Origin of the sequence: Pseudomonas soli (assembly GCF_900110655.1) — a bacterium.
Classification (GTDB): Bacteria; Pseudomonadota; Gammaproteobacteria; order Pseudomonadales; family Pseudomonadaceae; genus Aquipseudomonas; species Aquipseudomonas soli.
Window position 1 is genome coordinate 27,864 of sequence record NZ_FOEQ01000014.1, and the last position, 22,181, is coordinate 50,044.

Annotated in this window: 16 protein-coding genes and 1 riboswitch; of the genes, 8 read left to right on the forward strand and 8 right to left on the reverse strand. The window is 64.5% G+C overall.

Features of this window, described 5'->3' with window-relative positions:
* Positions 1-12: 12 nt before the first annotated feature.
* The 4 genes from BMY03_RS22920 (at position 13) to trhA (ending at position 8,495) form a co-directional block, all read left to right on the forward strand.
* Positions 13-2,037 (forward strand): methyl-accepting chemotaxis protein, encoded by a 2,025-nt coding sequence (locus BMY03_RS22920; RefSeq protein ID WP_094012386.1) that lies wholly within the window; start codon positions 13-15, stop codon positions 2,035-2,037.
* 11 nt (positions 2,038-2,048) lie between these two features.
* Positions 2,049-7,343: a hybrid sensor histidine kinase/response regulator gene (locus BMY03_RS22925; RefSeq protein ID WP_094012340.1), complete on the forward strand. Its 5,295-nt coding sequence runs from the start codon at positions 2,049-2,051 to the stop codon at positions 7,341-7,343.
* Positions 7,336-7,809 carry a chemotaxis protein CheW gene (locus BMY03_RS22930; protein WP_094012341.1) on the forward strand — a complete coding sequence of 158 codons (474 nt, stop codon included), beginning with the start codon at positions 7,336-7,338 and terminating at the stop codon, positions 7,807-7,809. Before BMY03_RS22925 ends, BMY03_RS22930 begins: the two co-directional genes overlap by 8 nt.
* A gap of 68 nt (positions 7,810-7,877) precedes the next feature.
* Positions 7,878-8,495: a PAQR family membrane homeostasis protein TrhA gene (trhA, locus tag BMY03_RS22935; RefSeq protein WP_023632083.1), complete on the forward strand. Its 618-nt coding sequence runs from the start codon at positions 7,878-7,880 to the stop codon at positions 8,493-8,495.
* On the opposite strand, the gene BMY03_RS22940 is transcribed toward trhA, so the two are convergent.
* From BMY03_RS22940 to BMY03_RS22950, 3 genes are all read right to left on the reverse strand, one after another.
* Positions 8,492-9,211 (reverse strand): 16S rRNA (uracil(1498)-N(3))-methyltransferase, encoded by a 720-nt coding sequence (locus BMY03_RS22940; RefSeq protein WP_094012342.1) that lies wholly within the window; start codon positions 9,209-9,211, stop codon positions 8,492-8,494. The genes trhA and BMY03_RS22940 overlap by 4 nt on opposite strands.
* Positions 9,212-9,292: 81 nt before the next feature.
* Positions 9,293-10,699, reverse strand: coding sequence for an adenosylmethionine--8-amino-7-oxononanoate transaminase (locus tag BMY03_RS22945; protein WP_038706917.1), 1,407 nt, complete (start codon positions 10,697-10,699; stop codon positions 9,293-9,295).
* Between the two features lie 73 nt (positions 10,700-10,772).
* The gene (locus tag BMY03_RS22950) at positions 10,773-11,204 is read right to left on the reverse strand and encodes a hypothetical protein (protein WP_023629961.1); all 432 of its coding nucleotides are present in this window, start codon (positions 11,202-11,204) and stop codon (positions 10,773-10,775) included.
* A gap of 203 nt (positions 11,205-11,407) precedes the next feature.
* Between BMY03_RS22950 and BMY03_RS22955 the strand changes: the two genes are divergently transcribed.
* The 3 genes from BMY03_RS22955 (at position 11,408) to BMY03_RS22965 (ending at position 14,627) form a co-directional block, all read left to right on the forward strand.
* Positions 11,408-13,249 carry a flavin monoamine oxidase family protein gene (locus BMY03_RS22955; protein WP_094012343.1) on the forward strand — a complete coding sequence of 614 codons (1,842 nt, stop codon included), beginning with the start codon at positions 11,408-11,410 and terminating at the stop codon, positions 13,247-13,249.
* A gap of 213 nt (positions 13,250-13,462) precedes the next feature.
* Positions 13,463-14,014 carry a cytochrome b gene (locus BMY03_RS22960; RefSeq protein WP_094012344.1) on the forward strand — a complete coding sequence of 184 codons (552 nt, stop codon included), beginning with the start codon at positions 13,463-13,465 and terminating at the stop codon, positions 14,012-14,014.
* A gap of 34 nt (positions 14,015-14,048) precedes the next feature.
* A complete protein-coding gene (locus BMY03_RS22965) occupies positions 14,049-14,627 on the forward strand; it encodes a YceI family protein (RefSeq protein WP_023629958.1) in 579 nt (192 codons plus the stop codon).
* Positions 14,628-14,721: 94 nt separating this feature from the next.
* Here BMY03_RS22965 and rhlE2 read toward each other — a convergent pair whose 3' ends face one another.
* The 4 genes from rhlE2 to ahcY form a co-directional block, all read right to left on the reverse strand.
* Positions 14,722-16,611 (reverse strand): RNA helicase RhlE2, encoded by a 1,890-nt coding sequence (rhlE2, locus tag BMY03_RS22970; RefSeq protein ID WP_177182945.1) that lies wholly within the window; start codon positions 16,609-16,611, stop codon positions 14,722-14,724.
* A gap of 222 nt (positions 16,612-16,833) precedes the next feature.
* Entirely contained in the window at positions 16,834-17,616 is a 783-nt protein-coding gene (locus BMY03_RS22975; RefSeq protein WP_094012387.1) for a substrate-binding periplasmic protein, read from the reverse strand.
* Between the two features lie 107 nt (positions 17,617-17,723).
* Positions 17,724-18,569, reverse strand: a complete 846-nt coding sequence (gene metF / locus BMY03_RS22980; RefSeq protein WP_094012345.1) for a methylenetetrahydrofolate reductase [NAD(P)H] — start codon at positions 18,567-18,569, stop codon at positions 17,724-17,726.
* Positions 18,570-18,710: 141 nt separating this feature from the next.
* Positions 18,711-20,120 (reverse strand): adenosylhomocysteinase, encoded by a 1,410-nt coding sequence (gene ahcY, locus BMY03_RS22985; protein WP_046853939.1) that lies wholly within the window; start codon positions 20,118-20,120, stop codon positions 18,711-18,713.
* 21 nt (positions 20,121-20,141) lie between these two features.
* Positions 20,142-20,238: riboswitch (S-adenosyl-L-homocysteine riboswitch) on the reverse strand.
* Between the two features lie 177 nt (positions 20,239-20,415).
* Here ahcY and BMY03_RS22990 point away from each other — a divergent pair.
* The gene (locus tag BMY03_RS22990; RefSeq protein ID WP_003257757.1) at positions 20,416-20,817 is read left to right on the forward strand and encodes an acyl-CoA thioesterase; all 402 of its coding nucleotides are present in this window, start codon (positions 20,416-20,418) and stop codon (positions 20,815-20,817) included.
* Between the two features lie 107 nt (positions 20,818-20,924).
* Here BMY03_RS22990 and BMY03_RS22995 read toward each other — a convergent pair whose 3' ends face one another.
* Positions 20,925-22,163, reverse strand: a complete 1,239-nt coding sequence (locus BMY03_RS22995; RefSeq protein WP_094012346.1) for a cation:proton antiporter — start codon at positions 22,161-22,163, stop codon at positions 20,925-20,927.
* Between the last annotated feature and the right edge of the window lie 18 nt (positions 22,164-22,181).

Genomic DNA, 22,181 nt, shown 5'->3' on the forward strand with positions numbered 1-22,181 from the left:
TCGCCCGCCGCCGTGGCCCAACGCCCGCGTAGCACCGCGCAGATCACCGTGCTGTTCGTGGTGCTGATCCTGTCGATCGTCCTGTTGTTCGCCAACTTCGCCTACCTCAACACCCAGGCCAACCACGACAAGCAGTACATAGGCCATGCCGGCGAGCTGCGCGTGCTGTCCCAGCGCATTGCCAAGAACGCCACCGAGGCTGCGGCGGGCAAGGCGTTGGCGTTCAGGTTGCTCAGCGATGCACGCAACGACTTCGAACGACGCTGGAGCTACCTGCGCGAAGGTGACAAGGCCACCGGCCTGCCCGCAGCGCCCGCCGCGGTGCGCGACGAAATGGATGCGGTACGCCAGGACTGGGAGAACCTGCGCAAGAACACCGACACCATCCTGGCCAGTGAACAGACCGTGCTGTCGCTGCATCAGGTCGCGGCCACCCTGGCCGAAACGGTTCCGCAGTTGCAGGTCGAATACGAGAAAGTAGTTGAAATCCTGCTGCAGAGCGGTGCGCCGGCCAATCAGGTGGCCGTGGCCCAGCGCCAGTTGCTGCTGGCCGAGCGCATTCTCGGCTCGGTCAACACCGTGCTCGCCGGTGACGAGTCCTCGGTGCAGGCCGCCGATGCCTTCGGCCGCGACGCCAGCCGTTTCGGCCAGGTGCTCGAGGGTATGCTCGCCGGCAATCCGGCGATTCAGGTCACCCGCGTCGAGGACACCGATGCCCGGGCGCGCCTGGCCGAGATCGCCGAACTGTTCCAGTTCGTCTCGGGCTCGGTGGACGAGATTCTCGAAACCTCGCCCGAACTGTTTCGCGTGCGCGAGGCTGCCGGCAACATCTTCAGCCTGTCGCAGACCCTGCTCGACGAAGCCTCGCACCTGGCCAACGGCTTCGAGAACCTGGCCGGCGGGCGCACTCTCGACACCGTCGGCGGCTATGTGCTCGGCCTGCTGGCACTGGCCTCGATCATCCTCATCGGCCTGGTGATGGTGCGCGCCACGCACCGCCAGCTGCGCGAAACCGCCGAGAAAAACGAACGCAACCAGCAGGCGATCATGCGTTTGCTAGACGAGATCGAGGAACTGGCCGACGGCGACCTGACCGTCACGGTTTCGGTGACTGAGGACTTCACCGGCGCCATTGCCGACTCGATCAACTATTCGGTTGACCAGCTTCGCGATCTGGTTGCCACCATCAACCACAGCGCCGAGCAGGTGGCTGCTGCGGTGCAGGACACGCAGAACACCGCTCGCCAACTGGCCAAGGCTTCGGAGCACCAAGCGGAGCAGATCAGCGAGGCGTCCGAGGCGGTGGGTGACATGGTCGAGTCTATCGACCGGGTCTCCGCACATGCCTATGAATCGGCCAAGGTGGCCGAGCGCTCGGTGGCCATTGCCAACAAGGGCAACGAGGTGGTGCACAACACCATCCACGGCATGGACAACATCCGCGAGCAGATCCAGGACACCGCCAAGCGGATCAAGCGCCTGGGTGAATCCTCTCAGGAGATCGGCGATATCGTCAGCCTGATCGACGACATTGCCGAGCAGACCAATATCCTCGCCCTCAACGCGGCCATCCAGGCGTCGCTCGCCGGTGAGGCTGGCCGAGGCTTTGCCGTGGTCGCCGACGAAGTGCAGCGCCTGGCCGAGCGCTCGTCCTCGGCAACCCGGCAGATCGAGGCGTTGGTGCGCACCATCCAGGCCGACACCAACGAGGCGGTGATCTCCATGGAGCAGACCACCGCCGAAGTGGTGCGCGGCGCGCGCCTGGCCCAGGACGCCGGCGTGGCGCTGGCTGAGATCGAAGGTGTATCGCAGACGATGGCCGACCTTATCCACAGCATCTCTGATGCCGCTCAGTTGCAGACGTCGTCTGCCGGGCAGATTTCCCACACCATGGCGGTGATCCAGCAGATCACCGCACAGACCTCCGCCGGTTCCGGGGCCACGGCCGACAGCATCCGCCACCTGGCGCGCATGGCCAGCGAGATGCGCCGTTCGGTATCCGGTTTCACCCTGCCCAGACCGGTGGAACGGTCGTGAGCGGGGCAAGCATGGCCGGCCCGGGCAGTACGGCTGGCGAGCGCCACGACACGGTGGCCCTGGCATGGATCAAGGCCCCCATCCTTGATTGCCTGGCACAGGCGCGACAGGCCCTGGAGCGTTTTTCGGCAGATCCGGGCGACCTGTCGATGCTGGCGTTCTTTGTCGACAACCTTCACCAGGTGCACGGTTGCCTGCACTTGCTCGAATTGCCGGGCGCGACGCGCCTGGCCGAGGAACTGGAGCTGCTTGGGCGGGCCATGTCCGACGGACAGGTGCGCCCTCGTGGCGACTGCCTGGGCGCGCTGTTCCGGGGGCTCGAGCAATTGCCGCCCTACCTGGATCGCCTGCGCGGGGCACGCCACGACCTGCCATTGGTGGTCATGCCACTGCTCAACCAGCTGCGGGTCTGCCGCGGTGCCGAACCCCTGGCCCAAGGCAGCCTGCTGGGCGACCTCGGACAGCGCCTGGCTGGCGCGGCGGACCTGGCCAACCTCGATCTTTCCCTGGGGAGCTGGCGTGAACACATGCAGGCCGGTCCTGGGCGCGACGCGCTGCGTTCGGTGGTGATGGCGCTGTGCGATGACCTGATGCGCATCAAGGACCGTCTCGACCCCTTCGTCAGTGGCGAGCATCCGCCACGCGAACCGCTGGAGACGTTGCTGCCGCCCCTGCGCCATGTCGCCGACACTCTGGCAGTGCTGGGTTTCCAGCAGCCACGACGTGTGATCATCGACCAGGTGCTGGCGCTGCAGGCGCAGGTCGAGAATGACGGCGCGGTGGACGAGGCGCTGTTGATGGATGTCGCCGGGGCGTTGTTGTACGTCGAGGCGACCCTCAACGGCATGGTCGGGCCGCTGGAGGAGACCTCGCCAGGCAACCTGCCTGGTTCTGACCTGGCCGAGATTCGTCAGTTGGTACTCAACGAGTCGCTCAATGTGCTGCAGCAGGCCAAGGACCTGATCGGCGACTGCCTGGAGTCGGACTGGTCGCGTCAGCGCCTGCAGGCCTTGCCCGGTCTGCTGCAGCAGGTGCGCGGGGCGTTGGCGATGCTGATGCTTCCGGCTGCCGCCGAAGTGTTCGGCGGGTGTGCGGGATATGTGCAGGGCTGGCTGGGTCATGTGGAGGAAGAGCCGCTGCCCGATGAGTTGGCCCATCTGGCCGATGCCCTGTGCGCCGGCGAGGCCTGGTTGCAGTGGCGAGTGGCCGACCCGCTGGCTGATGCCCAGCGTTTCATCGACATGGCCCTCGCCAGCCTGACCGCCCTGGGCGTGCAATGCCCGCGCCTCGAGCGCCCCTTGGCTGACGCCCGGACGGCGGACGGGATCGATGACGAGTTGCGCGAAGTGTTCCTCGAAGAGGCCGGCGAACTGTTGCCTGAAATAGAGCGCCAATGGCTGCGTTGGCGTGCCGACAATGGTTTGCGTGATTCACTGATCGAGGTGCGTCGTGCGCTGCATACGCTCAAGGGCAGCGGGCGGATGGTCCACGCAGAGGCCGTGGCGGAGCTTGCCTGGGGCGCCGAGCACCTGCTTAACCGGGTGCTGGAGGGGCGCATCACGCTGAGTGCCGAAGGCCTGGTGGCCTTGCAGCAGGTCTTCGTGCGCCTGCCCGACCTGCTCGCCGACTTCGCCGCCAGCCAACTGCCGCCCACTGCGGAAATCGAGCAACTGGCCGGGCATCTGCACGCGCTGGCGCTCAACGACACGCCGGCCAGTGCCAGCATCGACGGTCTCGATCCGCAGCTGCTGGAGATCTTCCGTAACGAGGCACAAGGGCACCTGGCCGGGCTCGATGTCTTCCTGCAGATGGCTGATGCTCAAGGCACAGGGGTCAGCGACAGCCTGCAACGCGCCTTGCACACCCTAAAGGGCAGCGCCGCCATGGCCGGCGTGATGCCGGTGGCGGAGCTGGCCACCGCGCTCGACCGCCTGGTGCGCGAATACAAAGGTCATCACCTGCCTTTGCAGCAGGCCGAAACCGAGCTGCTGGAGGCTGCACGTGCGCTGTTCCACCTGGGGCTGGCCCAGCTGGACAGCACGCCATTGGCTGCCATCCCGGGGGCTGCGGCGTTGATCGAGCAGGTCGGGCAAACGGTCGATGCTAGGCTGGCCAGGCACCAGGCCGAGGCGCATCCGGCACGCCGGGCCCGGCGTGACCCGCAACTGACGGCCACTTTCCTGACCCTGGGCATGGATATCCTGCTCGACGCCGAGGCGCGGCTCGCCAACTGGCAGGCCGACGCCACGCAGCATCATGAGCTGCACCTGCTGCTCGAGGAAATGACCACCCTCAGCCATGGCGCGCACCAGGCCGAGCTGTGGCAGGTGGATGAAGTCTGCGAAGGGTTGCTCGACCTGTACGGTGCGGTCGAAGAGGGCAGCCTGGCGGTGACGCCGCGTTTCTTCGCCATCGCCCGGCAGGCCCACGAAGCGCTGTTCGACCTGTTCGATGAAATAGCCGCCGGGCAGGATCCGACAGCACGCCCCGATTGCCTGGCCGCCTTGCACGGCTTGCTTGATGATGCCCTCGATCCGGCGGCCCTGGGGCTGGTAGGCGCAGCTGGCGCGACAACGCTGCCTGTCGCAGGTCAGCTACCGGACCCAGCGGTCGTTGACCTGTTCCTCGAGGAAGCCGCCGATATTCTCGAGGGCGCCGACCAGGCGCTGCGGCAATGGAAGGACGATCCCGAAAGCCTGTCACCGCTGTCTGCGTTGCAACATGATGTGCTGACCCTCAAGGGCGGCGCGCAGATGGCTGCGATCGGTGCGATCGAAGTGCTTGCCCAGGAGCTCGCGCTGCTCTACGAAGGGCTGGTGGACCGGCGGATCGGGGCAAGCCTGCGGCTGTTCGAGCTGCTCGCACGCAGCCATGACGCCCTGGCCGGGATGCTGCGCAGCTTGCGCGAGGGACAGTCACCGCTGTCGGCGGTGGAGTTGCTGGGTGAACTGCGCGATTTCCGTCACAACGCTCCGCCACCTGGCCCGGTCGAGGCGCAGGACGACACGCAGGAAAGCGAAGGCGACAAGGAACTGCTGGAAGTTTTCCTCGAGGAAAGCTCCGATATCCTCGAAAGTGCGGCCCAGTCCCTGGCGCGCTGGCAGGCCGACCCGCGCATCACGGTCGAGGTGGAGAACCTGTTGCGCGACCTGCACACCCTCAAGGGGGGGGCGCGCATGGTCGAGATCGCCGCCATCGGCGACCTGGCCCATGAGCTGGAATTCCTCTACGAGCTGCTGGCGGCCGCACGGCTGCCGTCGACGCCGGCCTTGTTCAGCCTGCTGCAGAACTGCCATGACCGCCTGGCGCACATGCTCGACGCGGCGCGCCTGGGCGAGCCGCTGCATGCGGCGACGGCGCTGATCGACTATATCCGCAACTTCTCCAGTGCAGCGCTGACCGACAGCGCCGCCGGGCAGTCCCAGGCTGAGCCCGCCCCGGCCGAAGCCCCGGCTGTCGCCCCCGAGCGGGCCGGGGACATGGTCAAGGTCGATGCCGAACTGCTGGACGACCTGGGCAACCTGGCCGGCGAACATTCGGTGATCCGCGGGCGCATCGAGCAGCAGGTCAACGATGCGCAGTTCGCCCTCAACGAGATGGAGACCACGCTGGAGCGCATGCGCGACCAGCTGTTGCGCCTGGATATCGAGACCCAGGGGCGGATCTCGAGCCGGCACCAGTTCGAGGGTGATGCCTACGACGACTTCGACCCACTTGAGATGGACCGCCATTCGCAGTTGCAGCAATTGTCGCGGGCGCTGTTCGAGTCCACCTCGGACCTGCTCGACCTCAAGGAAACCCTGCTGCAGCGGGCCCAGGAGGCGCACAGCCTGTTGCAGCAGCAGGCGCGGGTCAACAGCCAGTTGCAAGAGGGGCTGACCGCCACCTTGATGGTGCCGTTCGAACGCCTGGTGCCGCGTTTGCAACGGGTGGTGCGACAGGTGGCCAGCGAACTGGGCAAGCAGGTCGAACTGGTGGTCGGCAATGCCGAGGGCGAGCTGGACCGCAGCGTGCTCGAACGCATGGTCGCGCCGCTGGAGCACATGCTGCGCAATGCCGTCGACCATGGCCTGGAAGCCCGCGAGGCGCGCCTGGCGGCCAACAAGCCGGAGCAGGGCACCATCCACCTGAACCTGCTGCACGAAGGTGCCGACATCGTCATCGAGATGAGCGACGACGGTGCCGGGGTGCCGCTGGAGGCGGTGCGCAACAAGGCGATCAAACGCGGTCTGCTCGATCCGCAGGCGCGTCTGAGCGACCACGAGATCCTGCAGTTCATCCTGCGCCCGGGATTTTCCACGGCCGAGAAGATCACCCAGATCTCCGGGCGCGGCCTGGGCATGGACGTGGTCCATGAAGAGGTCAAGCAATTGGGCGGTTCGATGAGCATCGAGTCCAGCCCCGGCAAGGGTGCGCGCTTCCTGATCCGCCTACCGTTCACGGTGTCGGTGAACCGGGCGTTGATGGTGCATGTGGAGGATGAGCAATACGCAATTGGGCTGAACACCATCGAGGGCATCGTGCGCGTGCCGCCGGCGGAGCTGGAAGCCTGCTACCGGCTGGACCCGCCACGCTACAGCTATGCCGGGCATGACTACGCACTGCGTTACCTCGGCGAACTGTTGCAGGAGGGCGCGCAGCCCAACCTGCTGGGCCAGAGCGTACCGCTGCCGGTGCTGCTCACCCATTCCCACGAACAATCGTTCGCGATCCAGGTCGACAGCCTGTCGCCCAGCCGCGAAATCGTGGTCAAGAGCCTGGGCCCGCAGTTCGCGGCGGTGCCGGGGCTGTCCGGTGCCACTCTGCTCGGCGACGGACGGGTGGTGCTGATTCTCGACCTGCTCGGCCAGTTGCGTGGCCAGCAGCGACGCCTGGCGCGCCTGCCGGGCGTGGCGCAGGGGCAGCATCTGCTGACGGGGCCCGTGCCGCGTCGGCCGCTGCTGGTGATGGTGGTGGACGATTCGGTGACCGTGCGCAAGGTCACCAGCCGCCTGCTCGAACGCCACGGTATGAGCGTGCTGACCGCCAAGGATGGGGTGGATGCCATGGCGCTGCTCGAAGAGCACCGCCCGGACGTGTTGCTGCTGGACATCGAGATGCCGCGCATGGACGGTTTCGAGGTGGCCACGCGTATCCGCCGCGACCAGCGCCTGGCGCAGTTGCCGATCATCATGATCACCTCGCGCACCGGGCAGAAGCACCGCGACCGGGCCATGGCCATCGGCGTCAACGAATACCTCGGCAAGCCTTACCAGGAGTCGGTCCTGTTGCAGAGCATCGCCCACTGGAGCCAACCCCATGCTTGAACATATCGCCGGCCAGCGCAGCAGCCTCACCGGCCTGCTGTTGCCCTTGGGCGACCGCACCCTGGTACTGCCCAACGTGGCGGTGGCCGAATTGATTGGTCATCGCGCCATCGCCTGCGAGCCAGGAGAGCCGGCCTGGCACCTGGGCTGGGTGGACTGGCGCCAGCAGCGCTTGCCGTTGATCGGTTTCGAGGCCGCTTGTGGCGGGCAGACCACTTGCGGCGAGCGGGCACGGGTAGTGGTGCTCAATGCACTGGGGGATACCGGCCTGCGCTTCCTGGCGTTGCTGCTGCAGGGCATTCCGCGCTCGTGCAAACTCGACAGTCAGTTGAACTATGTTGATGTGCCACTGGCCGCGCTGGAGCTGGCGGCAGTGCAGGTGGGCGAGCAGGTGGCGCGGGTGCCTGACCTGGCCGGGCTGGAAAGATTGGTGCGTGACGCTTATCTGCAATCTGCAGCTGGCTAGGATGATGGTTGAGCGGGCCCTGTCGCGGGGCTCAGGAACCCTGACTGCTGCGGGAGGTCTGTGTTTGCATGTATTACGGTGAACGCTTCAACGCCTGGACCCACTTGGTCGGTGCGGTATTGGCCTGTATCGGCGCGAGCTGGCTGATCGTCGTGGCGGGCCTGCAGGGCGATCCCTGGAAGATCGTCAGTTTCTCCATCTACGGTTTCACCCTGCTGCTGCTCTACAGCATCTCTACCCTCTACCACAGCACTCGCGGGCGTGCGAAGCGCATCATGCGCAAGCTAGACCACCTGTCGATCTACCTGCTGATCGCCGGCAGCTACACGCCGTTCTGTCTGGTGAGCCTGCGGGGCCCCTGGGGCTGGAGCCTGTTCGGAGTGGTCTGGGGGCTTGCGCTGATCGGCATGTTGCAGGAGATCAAGCCGCGCTCCGAGGCGCGGATCCTGTCGATCGTGATCTATGCGCTGATGGGCTGGATCGTGCTGGTGGCGGTGAAGCCGTTGCTGCATAGCCTGGGTGCTGCGGGCTTCGCCTGGCTGGCGGCCGGCGGTGTGTTCTACACCGTCGGCATCATCTTCTTTGCGTTTGACAGCCGATTCCGTCACTGGCATGGCATCTGGCATCTGTTCGTGATTGCCGGCAGCCTGATGCACTTTGTCGCCGTATCTTTTTACGTGCGTTAGAAGTCGCCCCACAATTGCTGCGCCACCGACAGGGCCACCACAGGGGCGGTTTCGGTGCGCAGCACCCGAGGGCCGAGGCGAGCTGCGTGGCAGCCGGCGGCCTTGGCCAGCTCGACTTCCGCTTCGCTCAGGCCGCCCTCGGGGCCGATCAGGAAGGCCAGCCTGGCCGGTTTGGCATGGCTGGTCAGCGGCTCGGCCACCGGGTGCAGCACCAGCTTGAGTTCGGCTTTGGTGCTTTTCAGCCACTCGGCCAGGGTCACGGGCGGGTGGATCATCGGCAGGGTCGAGCGCCCGCACTGCTCGCAGGCACTGACAGCCACCTGGCGCCAGTGGGCCAGGCGCTTGTCGGCGCGCTCGTCCTTTAGACGTACTTCGCAGCGTTCGCTGACGATAGGGGTGATTTCATTGACACCCAGCTCGGTGGCTTTCTGGATTGCCCAGTCCATGCGCTCGCCCCGGGACAGCCCCTGGCCGAGGTGGATGTGCAAAGGCGAGTCGGCCTGGCCGGGGAGGGCCTGGTCGAGGCTGACGCGCACGGTTTTCTTGCCGACTTCGAGCAGTTGGCCGAGGTATTCCTGGCCGCTGCCGTCAAACAGCTGCACGGCGTCGCCAGCGGCCATGCGCAGCACGCGGCCAATGTAGTGGGCCTGGGCTTCGGGGAGCTCGTGCTCGCCAAGGCCCAGTGGGGCGTCGATGAAGAAGCGGGAGAGTCTCATGGGCTTGCTCTGGAAAAAGGCTGACGCAGATCCTGTAGGAGCGGACGCGCCGGCTCCTACAGGTTTCGGGTTGGTCTGGGGTTAGCCCGGATCGCGGAAATCCGGATGGAAGTCGGCCGGCACGGCGACGCTCACCTTGTCGCGGGTGGCGATATCGATCCCCTCGCTGGCCACCTCTGCCAGGAAGTCGATCTGCTCGGGTGTGATGACGTAAGGCGGCAGGAAATACACCACGCTGCCCAGCGGGCGCAACAGCGCGCCCCGGCTCAGGGCGTGCTCGAAGACCTTCAGGCCGCGGCGCTCCTGCCAGGGGTAGGCGGCCTTGGTGGCCTTGTCCTGGACCATCTCGATGGCCACGACCATGCCGGTCTGACGGATTTCGGCGACGTGGGCATGGTCGGCCAGGTGCGCGGTGGCGCTGGCCATGCGCGCCGACAAGGCCTTGTTGGCCTCGATCACGTTGTCTTGCTCGAAGATGTCCAGAGTGGCCAAGGCCGCGGCGCAGGCCAGCGGGTTGCCGGTGTAGCTGTGCGAGTGCAGGAAGGCGCGCAGGGTCGGGTAGTCGTCATAGAAGGCCTGGTAGACCTTGTCGGTGGTCAGGCAGGCGGCCAGCGGCAAGTAGCCGCCGGTCAGGGCCTTGGACAGGCACAGGAAGTCCGGGGTGATGCCGGCCTGCTCGCAGGCGAACATCGTGCCGGTGCGGCCGAAGCCGACGGCGATCTCATCGTGGATCAGGTGCACGTCGTAACGGTCGCAGGCCTCGCGCAGCAGCCTGAGGTACACCGGGTGGTACATGCGCATGCCGCCGGCGCCCTGGATCAGTGGCTCGACGATCACCGCGGCGATGCTGGCGTGGTGTTCGGCCAGGGTCTGCTCCATGGCCGCGAACATGTTCCGCGAGTGCTCTTCCCAGCCCATGCCTTCCGGGCGCAGGTAGCAGTCCGGGCTTGGCACCTTGATGGTGTCCAGCAGCAACGCCTTGTAGGTTTCGGTGAACAGCGGCACGTCGCCCACCGACATCGCGGCGATGGTCTCGCCATGATAACTGTTGGTTAGGGTGACGAAGCGCTTCTTCTGCGGTTTCCCGGTGTTCTGCCAGTAATGGAAGCTCATCTTAAGCGCCACTTCGATGCACGACGAGCCATTGTCGCCGTAGAACACCCGCTCGAGGCCGGCAGGAGTGATGGCCACCAGGCGTTCGGACAACTCGATCACCGGCTGATGGCTGAAACCGGCGAGGATCACGTGCTCGAGCTGATCGACCTGGTCTTTGATGCGCTGGTTGATGCGCGGGTTGGCATGGCCGAAAGCGTTGACCCACCATGAGCTGACGGCGTCCAGATAGCGTTTGCCCTCGAAGTCCTCCAGCCACACCCCCTCGCCGCGCTTGATCGGAATCAGCGGCAGCTGTTCGTGGTCTTTCATCTGGGTGCATGGGTGCCAAAGGACCTTCAGGTCGCGCTGCATCCACTGATCGTTGAGGCCCATGGGCACTACTCCTGGCTTTACGGCTCGGTTTGACCGCGTAAGCCTAAGCAATGCCGGGTGGCAGGACAACCGCTCAATGTCTCCAGGCCGGGCGCCATTCCAACTGGCGGATATGCACGGTGCACTGCGGCAGGGTGGACAGGGTCAGGCGGTCGAGCGGGCCAGGTACGTCGTGCCAGGAGGTACCGTGGGTGCCGGGGCCGGGGGCGAACTCGGTGTAGCCCTGGTCGCGCAGTGTCAACCAGTAGGCGGTCGAAACGGCCCTGCCGAGCGTGTTGACGTCTACCTCGAGCAGCAGGCAATCGACCGTCTGGCCGAAGATGAACTCGATATCGCACTGGCCATGGATGATCAATTCGGTGCCGAGCCGCCCCTCGTCGGTTTGGTAGCGCGCGCTGTAGACGATGCCATTGGATACGATGCTCAGACCAGTGGGCGCGTGCCAGGTGCATTCGGGGAGGGGCGCCGAAGGCGTCCATCTGGCAAAGTCTTCGCTGTAGATCACGGCTGTACCCCGGCTCGGTGCTTGAGTGCCAGCCAAGGCTGCACGAGCCGGCGACCCACTGCTACTGACAAAATTACCAGTTGCCAAAGGCACTTGATGTCACTGCGGTGGCAGGGTGGGCAGAGGTGACGTATTCTTAACGCATCTCTCCCGGGGCATTGCTCCCGTCTCTTCTGTCGCTTCTCTAACCGGAGTTCGCCATCATGGCTGCTGCTTGGGTGCGCCTGTGCGCGTTGGTATTGATCGGGGTTTCCAGCGGTGCCGCGCTGGCCAAGGACAAGACGGCTATCGTCGTCGGTGGTGGCCTGGCGGGCCTGACTGCGGCTTACGAGCTGCAGAGCAAAGGCTGGCAGGTGACGCTGCTGGAAGCGAAGGCCGGCATGGGCGGGCGTTCGGGCCTGGCAACCAGCGAGTGGATCGGCAACAGCAAGGCCCAGCCGGTACTGAACCAGTATCTGGAGCAGTTCAAGGTGGGCACCCTGCCGGCCCCGGAGTTCGTGCGTAATCCCGGCTACCTGATCGATGGTGAATACTTCAGCGCCACGGACCTCACAAGCAAGCAGCCGGCCACAGCTGAAGCGCTGAAACGCTTTGAGAAGACCCTCGATGACTTGGCGCGCTCCATCGATGACCCGCTCAATCCCGCGGCGAACAGCACACTGTTCGCCCTCGACCAGATGACTGTGTCTACCTGGCTGGACAAGTTGCAATTGCCGGCGACCGCTCGCCAACTGGTGAACCAGCAGATCCGTACCCGCTATGACGAGCCGTCGCGCCTGTCGCTGCTGTATTTCGCCCAGCAGAGCCGGGTCTATCGCAACGTCAGCGATCGTGACCTGCGCGCCGCGCGTCTGCCGGGTGGCAGCCCGGTACTGGCCCAGGCCTTCGTCAAGCAATTGAAGACCATCAAGACCAGCTCTCCGGTGACCGCTATCGTCCAGGACAAGGACGGTGTGACCGTCAAGGTCGGCGGTGTCGGCTACCAGGCTGACTATCTGGTCATGGCCGTGCCGCTGCGTGCACTGGCCAAGATCCAGATGACCCCTGGCCTGGACGGGCAGCACCTGGCGGCCTTGAAGGGTACCAACTATGGCTGGCGCGACCAGCTGATGCTCAAGTTCAAGAACCCGGTATGGGAAAGCCGTGCACGCATGTCCGGCGAGATCTTCAGCAACACTGGCCTGGGCATGCTGTGGATCGAGCCGGCGTTAAAGGGTGGCGCCAACGTGGTGATCAACCTGTCCGGCGATAACGCCCGCTTGCTCCAGGCTTTCGGTGACAAGCAGATGGTCGATCAGGTGCTGATCCGCCTGCACGCCTTTTACCCGCAGGCACGCGGCGCCTTTACCGGTTATGAAATCCGCCGCTACAGCACCGACGCCGGCATGGGCGGTGCCTACCTGGCCTATGGCCCGGGACAGATCAGCAAATACTGGCGCCTGTGGGAGCGCCCGGTACAACGGATCGCCTTTGCCGGCGAACACACCGATGCGCTTTACCCAGGTACCCTCGAAGGGGCCCTGCGTAGCGGTCAGCGTGCTGCGGGACAGGTCCAGGACCTGGCGGCGGGCAAGTCCTTCGACCCGGCCAAGGCTGCATCGGTAGCCGCCGCAGCGGCTACTGGAGCGGCTGGCGTCGCGGCCGCGAAGGACAAGGGCGGGTTCTTCTCCAACCTGTTCGGCGGCTCGTCCGACAAGGCCCCCGCCAAGGCAGAGCCAGTGAAGGTCGAGCAGGCCAAGCAGGACAAGCCGGGCTTTTTCTCGCGCCTGTTTGGTGGTGGTGACCAGCCAGAGGTAAAGGCTGCGCCGATCACCAAGGCCGAAGAGGTTGCACCTGTGCCCGTACCGGCCCCCGCCCCTGTCGTCCCGGCGCCTGTGGCCAAGGATGAACCGGTGAAACCTGCCGTTACCAAGCCCGCTCAAGCCAAGCCTGCGGCCAAGCAGGCCCACAAGCCTGCAGCCAAACCGGCGCCGGTGAAGAAGGCCACCGCCAAGTCGGAACCGGCCAAGAAGCCGGTGGTCAACAGCCAGGCCAAGGCCGGCTGATCCCGGTATAGCTGCCTGCGCGGGGCCCTGTGTGAGCGGGCTTGCCCCGCGATGGCGTCGGATCTTCCAAACGTCTATCGTTAATGTTTCCTTAATAGGAAGCTTGCAGAATAAATATCTGGTTTTTCGATAATCAGAAGCTGTTTTTTACGCTTTTATTCGATGCATTACGCGTTAGTCTTGTGCACAGCTTTCACGGGGAAATACGCCAACATGCAACTGCGCAATTCATCTTCTCGCTACGGCCTGGTCAGCATCGTCCTGCACTGGGGTGTGGCGCTGGCGGTCTTCGGGCTGTTTGGCCTTGGCCTGTGGATGGTCGGCCTCGATTATTACGACCCATGGCGCAAGTCGGGCCCGGACCTGCACAAGAGCATCGGCCTGGTGTTGCTGGCACTGATGCTGTTGCGGGTAGTCTGGCGTTTCGTCAGCCCGCCGCCGCCGGCACCGGCCAATCATGGCAAGGTCACTCGCCTGGCCGCCAAGCTGGGCCATCTGGCGCTGTACCTGGGCCTGTTCGCGGTGATGATAGCGGGCTATCTGATTTCCACGGCCGACGGCGTGGGTATTCCGGTGTTCGGCTTGTTCGACGTTCCCGCGCTGGTCAGCGACCTGCCCGACCAGGCCGACCTGGCAGGTGTGATCCACCTCTGGCTGGCCTGGGGCCTGGTGATTTTCGCTGTACTGCACGCATTGGCGGCACTGAAACATCATTTCATCGACCGTGACGCGACCCTGACCCGCATGCTGGGCCGCAAAGCTTGAATCTCAACCTCAATTGCAAAGGAAGGAAGTAAGGATGTTGAAAAAGACTTTTGCCGCTCTGGCGCTCGGTACCGCACTGATTTCCGCTGGCCAGGCCATGGCGGCCGAGTACAAGATCGACAAGGAAGGCCAGCACGCGTTCGTCGACTGGAAGATCAGCCACCTGGGCTACAGCTTCATCCACGGCACCTTCAAGGACTTCGACGGCAACTTCACCTGGGACAGCGCCAAGCCCGAGGCGAGCAAGATCAGCGTCGACCTGAAGACTGCCAGCCTGTGGTCGAACCACGCCGAGCGTGACAAGCACATCGCCAGCAAGGACTTCCTGGATGTCAAAAAATATCCAGAAGCCAAATTCGTCTCCACCAGCGTCAAGTCGACCGGTGACAAGACTGCCGATGTGACCGGCGACCTGACCCTGCACGGCGTGACCAAGCCGGTAACCTTCAAGGCCGTGTTCAATGGCGAGGGCAAGGACCCGTGGGGCGGCGAGCGCGCTGGCTTCAACGCCACCACCACGCTGAACCTGAACGACTTCGGCATCAAGGGCCCGGGCCCGACTTCGCAGACCCTGGACCTGGACATCAGCGTCGAAGGCGTGAAGCAGAAGTAATTCGCTTCGCCAGCAACAAAAACGCCGCCCAATGGGCGGCGTTTTTGTTGGCTTTGCATGGCCGCATCGCGGGGCAGGCCCCGCGATGGCGCGCTCAGCCCTTGCGGGTCAGCAGTGCTGGGCGTTCACCGCGTGGGCGGCTTGGCAGGTCGTCCAGTTGCTCGGGGGTCGGGTAACGGTCCAGCTTGGATTCCTTGCGGATGATCACTGGCGCGCTCTGCGACTCGCGCGGGTTGCGCACGGCCGGTTCCTGGCGGGACGAATCTTCACGGCGGGCACGGCCGCCGTTGTTGTCGCGTCGGGCGCCACCATTGCTGCCGCCGCCGTTGCGCGGGCGCTTTTCACCGGAGCCCTGGCCCTGGCGCTGCTGGCCATTGCCACGACCCTGGCCTTGCCCCTGGCCGCCACCACTGCGCTGGCCTTGGGCTTGGCCGCCGTTGCCGCCCGGGCGACGATTGCGCCCCTGGTTCTTGGCGTTCTGGTAGGGGCTGACGTAGTCGGCGCGGTTGCCGAAGTTGTCGACGTCGTCGTCGAGGAACTCCTCAGGGTCACGGTTGGGTGCGGCGACAGGCACGGCTTTCTGGCCGTTGTTCTGCTGCTGGCGTGGCTTCTGGTCGCGCGGCTTGCGCTGCTGGCCTTGCTGCTGTTTCTCGCCAGACTTGTCCTTTTCCGCGGCCTTCTCGGACGAAGGCTTGTTGCGGCCCTTGTCCTTGCCTTTGTCCTTGCGTCCGCCACTGCCTTCCTTGCCGCCTTCGCCGCGAGGTTGCTGGTTGCGGCCACCGCGGCCATTGTTCGGCTGGCGCTCGCGCACTTCCGGCTTCTCGGCCTCGACCTGCGATGCGTCAAAGCCCATCAGGTCGCCATCCGGGATTTTCTGGCGGGTGACGCGCTCGATGCTCTTGAGTAGCTTTTCTTCGTCCGGCGCAACCATCGAAATGGCTTCACCGGAGCGACCGGCACGGCCCGTACGGCCGATGCGGTGAACGTAGTCTTCCTCGACATTGGGCAGCTCGAAGTTGACCACATGAGGCAGTTGGTCGATGTCCAGGCCGCGAGCGGCGATGTCGGTGGCGACCAGCACGCGCACGGTATTGGCCTTGAAGTCGGCCAGCGCCTTGGTGCGGGCATTCTGGCTCTTGTTGCCGTGGATCGCCGCCGCGGTCAGGCCGTGCTTCTCGAGGTACTCGGCCAGGCGGTTGGCGCCGTGCTTGGTACGGGTGAACACCAGCACCTGTTCCCAGGCGCCCAAGGTGATCAGGTGCGCCAGCAGGGCGCGTTTGTGGCTGGCCGGCAGGCGGTAGACCCGTTGCTCGATACGCTCGACGGTAGTGTTCGGCGGCGTGACCTCGATGCGCTCGGGGTTGTGCAGCAGCTTGTCGGCGAGGTCGGTGATGTCCTTGGAGAAGGTTGCCGAGAACAGCAGGTTCTGGCGCTTGGCCGGCAGGCGCGCCAGCACTTTTTTGACGTCATGGATGAAGCCCATGTCGAGCATGCGGTCGGCTTCGTCCAGCACCAGGATCTCGACCCGCGAAAGGTCGACACTGCCCTGGCCAGCGAGGTCGAGCAGGCGACCTGGGCAGGCGACCAGGACGTCGACGCCCTTGGCCATGGCCTGGACCTGCGGGTTCATGCCGACGCCACCGAAAATGCAGGCGCTGATGAAATTCAGGTCGCGGGCATAGACCTTGAAACTGTCATGTACCTGGGCAGCCAGCTCACGGGTGGGCGTCAGCACCAGCACGCGCGGTTGGCGGGGACCATGACGTTGAGACTTGTCGGGATGGCCGTCCGGGAACAGACGCTCAAGGATCGGAAGCGCGAAGCCGCCGGTTTTACCAGTACCTGTCTGGGCGGCGACCATCAGGTCGCGACCTTGCAACACGGCGGGAATGGCCCGCTGTTGCACCGGAGTGGGCTGGGTATAGCCCGCAGCCTCGATAGCGCGGACAAGAGCCTCGGAGAGACCGAGGGAAGCAAAGGACATGGGCAATCCTGTTCTCGTGGGGGCTAGGCCCGATGGGGTGTTCTGCCTGGCGCGACGGGCATCGGAGGGATGCGATCGCGTCCGGTCCAGCTGGGCGTTCACTGCGCATCCTGGAGCCTGCGGGCGGGCACCAAAGGTGCGCGGCGCCTGGTCGAGATGCCTGTTGCGAGGCCGAGCGTCCGGGCGTGAGCCGGGCGGGAAGGCTCGAGTATAACAGAGCAATCAGCGTGTGCCGCGTTCCTGCTGCTCAACGGCGAAAGGAAAATCCTGATTGCCGAGGTAGCGGGCATTGATCGCTGCATAGGCCGGCTCTTGTTTGAAGCGCCGCAGTTCATCACTGAATGCCTGTGCCAGCTGTTCGCGCCCAGGTTTGCGGGCCAGTCCCAGATACTGGGGCCGACGGCTTATCAGCAGTGGCAGTTCTTGCACAGTCTGCTCCAAACCCAGTCGGCGGCTCACATAGCGGCCGACCCGGCGGTCGGTCACCAAGAGGTCGATGCGCCCACGGGTCAACTTGCCGAAGTTGGCCTCGTGGCTGGGCGCAGGCTCACGGCGAAACAGCGGCGATTCTGCGAAGCTGCTGTCGTAGACATAACCGGGGGAGGTGCCTACGGTCAGCCCGGCCAAGTCCTCCAGGTGCACGACAGGGTGCGGGCGTGAGCGGGCCTGGTAGAGGACGAACTCGACCTGGGACATGGGTTCGTCCGGGTAGACCATATAGCCCTGGCGTGAATCGACCTTGAAGATGTCCATCACTGCATCCGCCAGCCCCTGCTCTACCATCGCCAGGCAGCGCCTCCAAGGCAGGAACTGCCACTGCACCTCGACGCCCAGGCGTTTAAACACCTCGTTGGTTATCTCGTAGTCAATGCCTTTGGCCTGGCCATTCTCCTGGTAGAGGTAGGGGGCCCAGTCGTCGCTGACGATGCGCAGGCGTTCGGCATGGGCCAGCGGGCTCAGGCCGGCGAGCAGCAACAGCAGGAGAGGGAGGATGAGCGTGCGCATGGCGTGAGAGTACGCTGCAAGCCCGGGCAAGACCAGTGAACGCTGGCCGCAGGCGCGAGCGCGAACGAACAAGGCTTTGACCTGCGCCAAAGCCTTGTTCGCGACCATCAGCGTGGCAGCTTCAGGTTGTTCCAGATCGCCAGGCTCGGCTCGGACTGGTTGAGGGTATAGAAGTGCAGTCCCGGTGCGCCGCCTTGCAGCAGCTGTTCGCACATGTGGGTGATCACTTCCTCGCCGAATGCCTGGATGCTGGCGGTGTCGTCGGCATAGGCTTCCAGCTGCTTGCGTATCCAGCGTGGGATCTCGGCGCCGCAGGCGTCGGAGAAACGCGCCAGCTTGCTGTAGTTGGTGATCGGCATGATGCCGGGCACCACCGGGATCTCGACGCCCAGTTTCTGCGCGCGCTCGACGAAATAGAAGTAGCTGTCGGCGTTGAAGAAATACTGGGTGATGGCGCTGTCGGCACCAGCCTTGACCTTGTGCACGAAGTTGGCCAGGTCGCTCTCGAAGTTGCGCGCCTGCGGGTGCATCTCCGGGTAGGCGGCCACTTCCAGGTGGAAGTGGTTGCCGGTTTCCTGGCGGATGAACTCGACCAGGTCGCTGGCGTAGCGCAGCTCGCCGCTGGCCATGCCCATGCCCGACGGCAGGTCGCCACGCAGGGCGACGATGCGCTTGATGCCGGCGGCCTGGTACTCGGCCAGCAGGGCACGCAGGTCGTCCTTGCTGTCACCCACGCAGGACAGGTGCGGGGCGGCGGGGACTTTCACCTCGTTTTCCAGCTGCAGCACGGTGTTGAGCGTGCGGTCGCGGGTCGAGCCACCGGCACCATAGGTGCAGGAGAAGAAGTCCGGGTTGTAGCTGGCCAGCTGGCGGGCAACGCCCATCAGCTTTTCGTGACCGGCATCGGTCTTGGTGGGGAAGAACTCGAAACTGTAGCGGCGTTCTTGTGACATCTCTGGTTCCTTCGGCAGTGAGCCTGGGCTGCTGCCTGCAAATAAAAGCCAGGACGGTGGGGGCCGGCCTGGCTCGGACATCGGTTCGAAACGTTGCCTGCCAGTGCCGGGCAAGAATACCTGGCACTGGCAACCAGCCGCTTAGTAGCGGTAAGCGTCCGGCTTGAACGGGCCTTCGACGGTCACACCAATGTACTCGGCCTGCTGCGGGGTCAGCTGGGTGACCACGCCGCCGAAGCCGCGGACCATCTCCAGGGCCACTTCTTCGTCGAGTTTCTTCGGCAGCACTTCCACGGTCAGGCGCTCGGCCTTCTTCGCGGCAGGCAGCGCGGCGAACTTCTGCTCGAACAGGAAGATCTGCGCCAGGACCTGGTTGGCGAACGAGCCGTCCATGATGCGGCTTGGGTGGCCGGTGGCGTTGCCCAGGTTCACCAGGCGGCCTTCGGCCAGCAGGATCAGGTAGTCGTCGTTCTGCGGGTCGAACACGCCGGCACCGGTGCGGTGGATCTTGTGCACCTGTGGCTTGACCTCTTCCCATGCCCAGTTCTTGCGCATGAAGGCGGTGTCGATCTCGTTGTCGAAGTGGCCGATGTTGCAGACCACGGCGCGCTTCTTCAGGGCCTTGAGCATGTTGGCGTCGCAGACGTTGACGTTACCGGTGGTGGTGACGATCAGGTCGATGCGGCCGAGCAGGTCCTTGTTGATGCCGGCTTCGGTACCGGTGTTGATGCCGTCCTTGAACGGCGAGACGACTTCAAAGCCGTCCATGCACGCTTGCATGGCGCAGATCGGGTCGACTTCGGTGACCTTGACGATCATGCCTTCCTGACGCAGGGACTGGGCCGAGCCCTTGCCCACGTCGCCGTAGCCGATCACCAGGGCCTGTTTGCCCGACAGCAGGTGGTCGGTACCGCGCTTGATGGCGTCGTTGAGGCTGTGACGGCAGCCGTACTTGTTGTCGTTCTTGCTCTTGGTGACCGAGTCGTTGACGTTGATCGCCGGGACTTTCAGCTCGCCCTTGGCCAGCATGTCCAGCAGGCGGTGCACGCCGGTGGTGGTCTCTTCGGTCACGCCGTGGATCTTGTCCAGCATGGCCGGGTATTTCTTGTGCAGGATCTCGGTCAGGTCACCGCCGTCGTCCAGCACCATGTTGGCGTCCCATGGCTGGCCATCCTTGAGGATGGTCTGCTCGATGCACCATTCGTATTCCTGCTCGGTTTCACCTTTCCAGGCGAACACCGGGATGCCGGCGGCAGCAATGGCGGCGGCGGCCTGGTCCTGGGTGGAGAAGATGTTGCACGACGACCAGCGCACTTCGGCACCCAGGGCGACCAGGGTCTCGATCAGCACGGCAGTCTGGATGGTCATGTGGATGCAGCCGATGATCTTCGCGCCCTTGAGCGGTTGCTCGGCTTGATACTTGCGGCGCAGGCCCATCAGCGCGGGCATTTCCGATTCGGCGATGATGACTTCCTTACGGCCCCAGTCGGCCAGGGAGATGTCGGCGACCTTGAAGTCGGAAAAACCTGCAGGCGTGTTTACAGCGCTCATTGAGAGCCTCCATTCGTAGTGTGCGAATGGGCGCCGTTGTGCGTTGAGCGTCCGCTTGCGCGGACAACGCCCCAACCGAGCCTGACAGGCCGAGCCTGCTGCAGCGCCCCTCGGATGGGTGGCGGGATGGCCACCACTGCGGGGGACCATGTGAAACGGCGAGATTATAGCCGCGGGCGTGTGACACACCCAAGACTTTCTGTCGATTAATCACGACGATAGTCGATGTTCAATGGAGCGTGACCGAGCGGTCTGCCATCATTAGCGCATGTCAGCAAGCAGGTCAGGAGTACAGATGAACTTTCACACCCGCAAATGGGTAAAACCCGAAGACCTCAATCCCAACGGCACCCTGTTCGGCGGCAGTCTGCTGCGCTGGATCGACGAGGAGGCGGCAATCTACGCCATCGTCCAACTGGGCAACCAGCGCGTGGTGACCAAGTACATTTCCGAGATCAACTTCGTCAGTGCTTCGCGTCAGGGCGACATCATCGAGCTGGGCATTACCGCCACCGAGTTCGGCCGCACCTCGATCACGCTCAAGTGCGAAGTGCGCAACAAGATCACCCGCAAGGCGATCCTGACCGTCGACAAGATGGTCTTCGTCAACCTGGGTGAGGATGGCCTGCCGGCCGCCCACGGGCGCACCGAGATCAAGTACATCCAGGACCAGTTTCCGGACAGCGCGGTGGAATAGATCCATTTGCTCAAGCTTGGGAGCGGGCTTGCCCCGCGATGGCGCCGGCAGGATCAACATCGATGCCTGTGCAGACGATATCGCGGGGCTAGTCCGCCCCTATGCTGTCACTCGGGTTGTGTGCTGACCTTGCGCACAACCTTTCCGACCGTCAGACCCTGCACCAGGATCGACGACAGCACCACGATGTAAGTGATCGACAGCAGCAGATCACGCTCGGCGCCCTGCGGTAGCGACAGTGCCAGGGCCACCGACACGCCACCGCGCAGGCCACCCCAGGTCAGTACGCGAATGGTGCCTTGCGGCACGCTGCGCCAGCGGCGCAACAGCACGATCGCCGGCGCCACGGTCAGCAGGCGCGAAGCCAGCACCGCAATCGCCAGCACACCACCCGCCGCCAGGTGCAACCAGTTGAACGGCAGCAGCAACAGTTCCAGGCCAATCAGCGCGAACAGCAGGGCGTTGAGCATGTCGTCGATCAGTTCCCAGAAGCCATCCATGTAGCGGCGGGTCATGTCGTTCATCGCCAGGTTGCGCCCCAGGTTGCCGATGATCAGGCCGGCCACCACCATGGCGATCGGCGCCGACACGTGCAACTCGTAGCACATGGCCGAGCCGCCGATCACCAGTGCCAGGGTCAGCATCACCTCCACCTGGTACTGCTCGACGCTCTTGATCATGCGGTAGGTGGCGTAACCGATCAGGCCGCCGAAGGCGATGCCACCCAGTGCCTCACGGGCGAACAGGATGGCGGTATCGGCGACGCTCGGCGTCTCGCCCAGCTGGATGATGCCCAGCAGCACGGTGAACACCACGACCGCCGTGCCGTCGTTGAACAGCGACTCGCCGACGATGGTGGTCTTCAGCGGTTTGGAGGCGTTGGCGGTACGCAGCGCGCCGAGCACGGCGATCGGGTCGGTTGGCGAGATCAGCGCACCGAACAGCAGGCAGTAGATCAGTGGCACGTTCCAGCCGAACAGGGCGAACACCCAGTGCGACAGGTAGCCAATCACCACGGTGGCGATGAGCACGCCCAGGGTGGCCAGCAGGCCGATCGGCCAGCGGTAGCTGCGCAGGTCGGCAAGATTGACGTGCAACGCGCCGGCGAACAGCAGGAACGACAGCATCCAGTGCATCAGCAGGTCGTTGAAGTCGATCTGGTTCATCAGGCCTTCAACGCGTTCTTCCAAGCCAGGGAAGCCGATCAGGCTCAGGCCCTGCAGCATCAGGGAGAATAGCAATGCGGTGACCATCACGCCGATGGCCGGCGGCAGGCCGATGAAGCGGTAGTTCACATAAGTGAGGAGGGTGGTGAGGCAGATAAACGCGGCAACTAATTCAAGCATCCCGAATCCTGTGAAAGT

Bases quoted from the DNA above. Each gene is read 5' to 3' on its own strand.
- BMY03_RS22925 (WP_094012340.1), top strand. From the start codon at position 2,049: ATGGCCGGCCCGGGCAGTACGGCTGGCGAGCGCCACGACACGGTGGCC.
- BMY03_RS22930 (WP_094012341.1), top strand. From the start codon at position 7,336: ATGCTTGAACATATCGCCGGCCAGCGCAGCAGCCTCACCGGCCTGCTG.
- trhA (WP_023632083.1), top strand. From the start codon at position 7,878: ATGTATTACGGTGAACGCTTCAACGCCTGGACCCACTTGGTCGGTGCG.
- BMY03_RS22940 (WP_094012342.1), bottom strand. From the start codon at position 9,211: ATGAGACTCTCCCGCTTCTTCATCGACGCCCCACTGGGCCTTGGCGAG.
- BMY03_RS22945 (WP_038706917.1), bottom strand. From the start codon at position 10,699: ATGGGCCTCAACGATCAGTGGATGCAGCGCGACCTGAAGGTCCTTTGG.
- BMY03_RS22955 (WP_094012343.1), top strand. From the start codon at position 11,408: ATGGCTGCTGCTTGGGTGCGCCTGTGCGCGTTGGTATTGATCGGGGTT.
- BMY03_RS22960 (WP_094012344.1), top strand. From the start codon at position 13,463: ATGCAACTGCGCAATTCATCTTCTCGCTACGGCCTGGTCAGCATCGTC.
- BMY03_RS22965 (WP_023629958.1), top strand. From the start codon at position 14,049: ATGTTGAAAAAGACTTTTGCCGCTCTGGCGCTCGGTACCGCACTGATT.
- rhlE2 (WP_177182945.1), bottom strand. From the start codon at position 16,611: ATGTCCTTTGCTTCCCTCGGTCTCTCCGAGGCTCTTGTCCGCGCTATC.
- BMY03_RS22975 (WP_094012387.1), bottom strand. From the start codon at position 17,616: ATGCGCACGCTCATCCTCCCTCTCCTGCTGTTGCTGCTCGCCGGCCTG.
- metF (WP_094012345.1), bottom strand. From the start codon at position 18,569: ATGTCACAAGAACGCCGCTACAGTTTCGAGTTCTTCCCCACCAAGACC.
- ahcY (WP_046853939.1), bottom strand. From the start codon at position 20,120: ATGAGCGCTGTAAACACGCCTGCAGGTTTTTCCGACTTCAAGGTCGCC.
- BMY03_RS22990 (WP_003257757.1), top strand. From the start codon at position 20,416: ATGAACTTTCACACCCGCAAATGGGTAAAACCCGAAGACCTCAATCCC.
- BMY03_RS22995 (WP_094012346.1), bottom strand. From the start codon at position 22,163: ATGCTTGAATTAGTTGCCGCGTTTATCTGCCTCACCACCCTCCTCACT.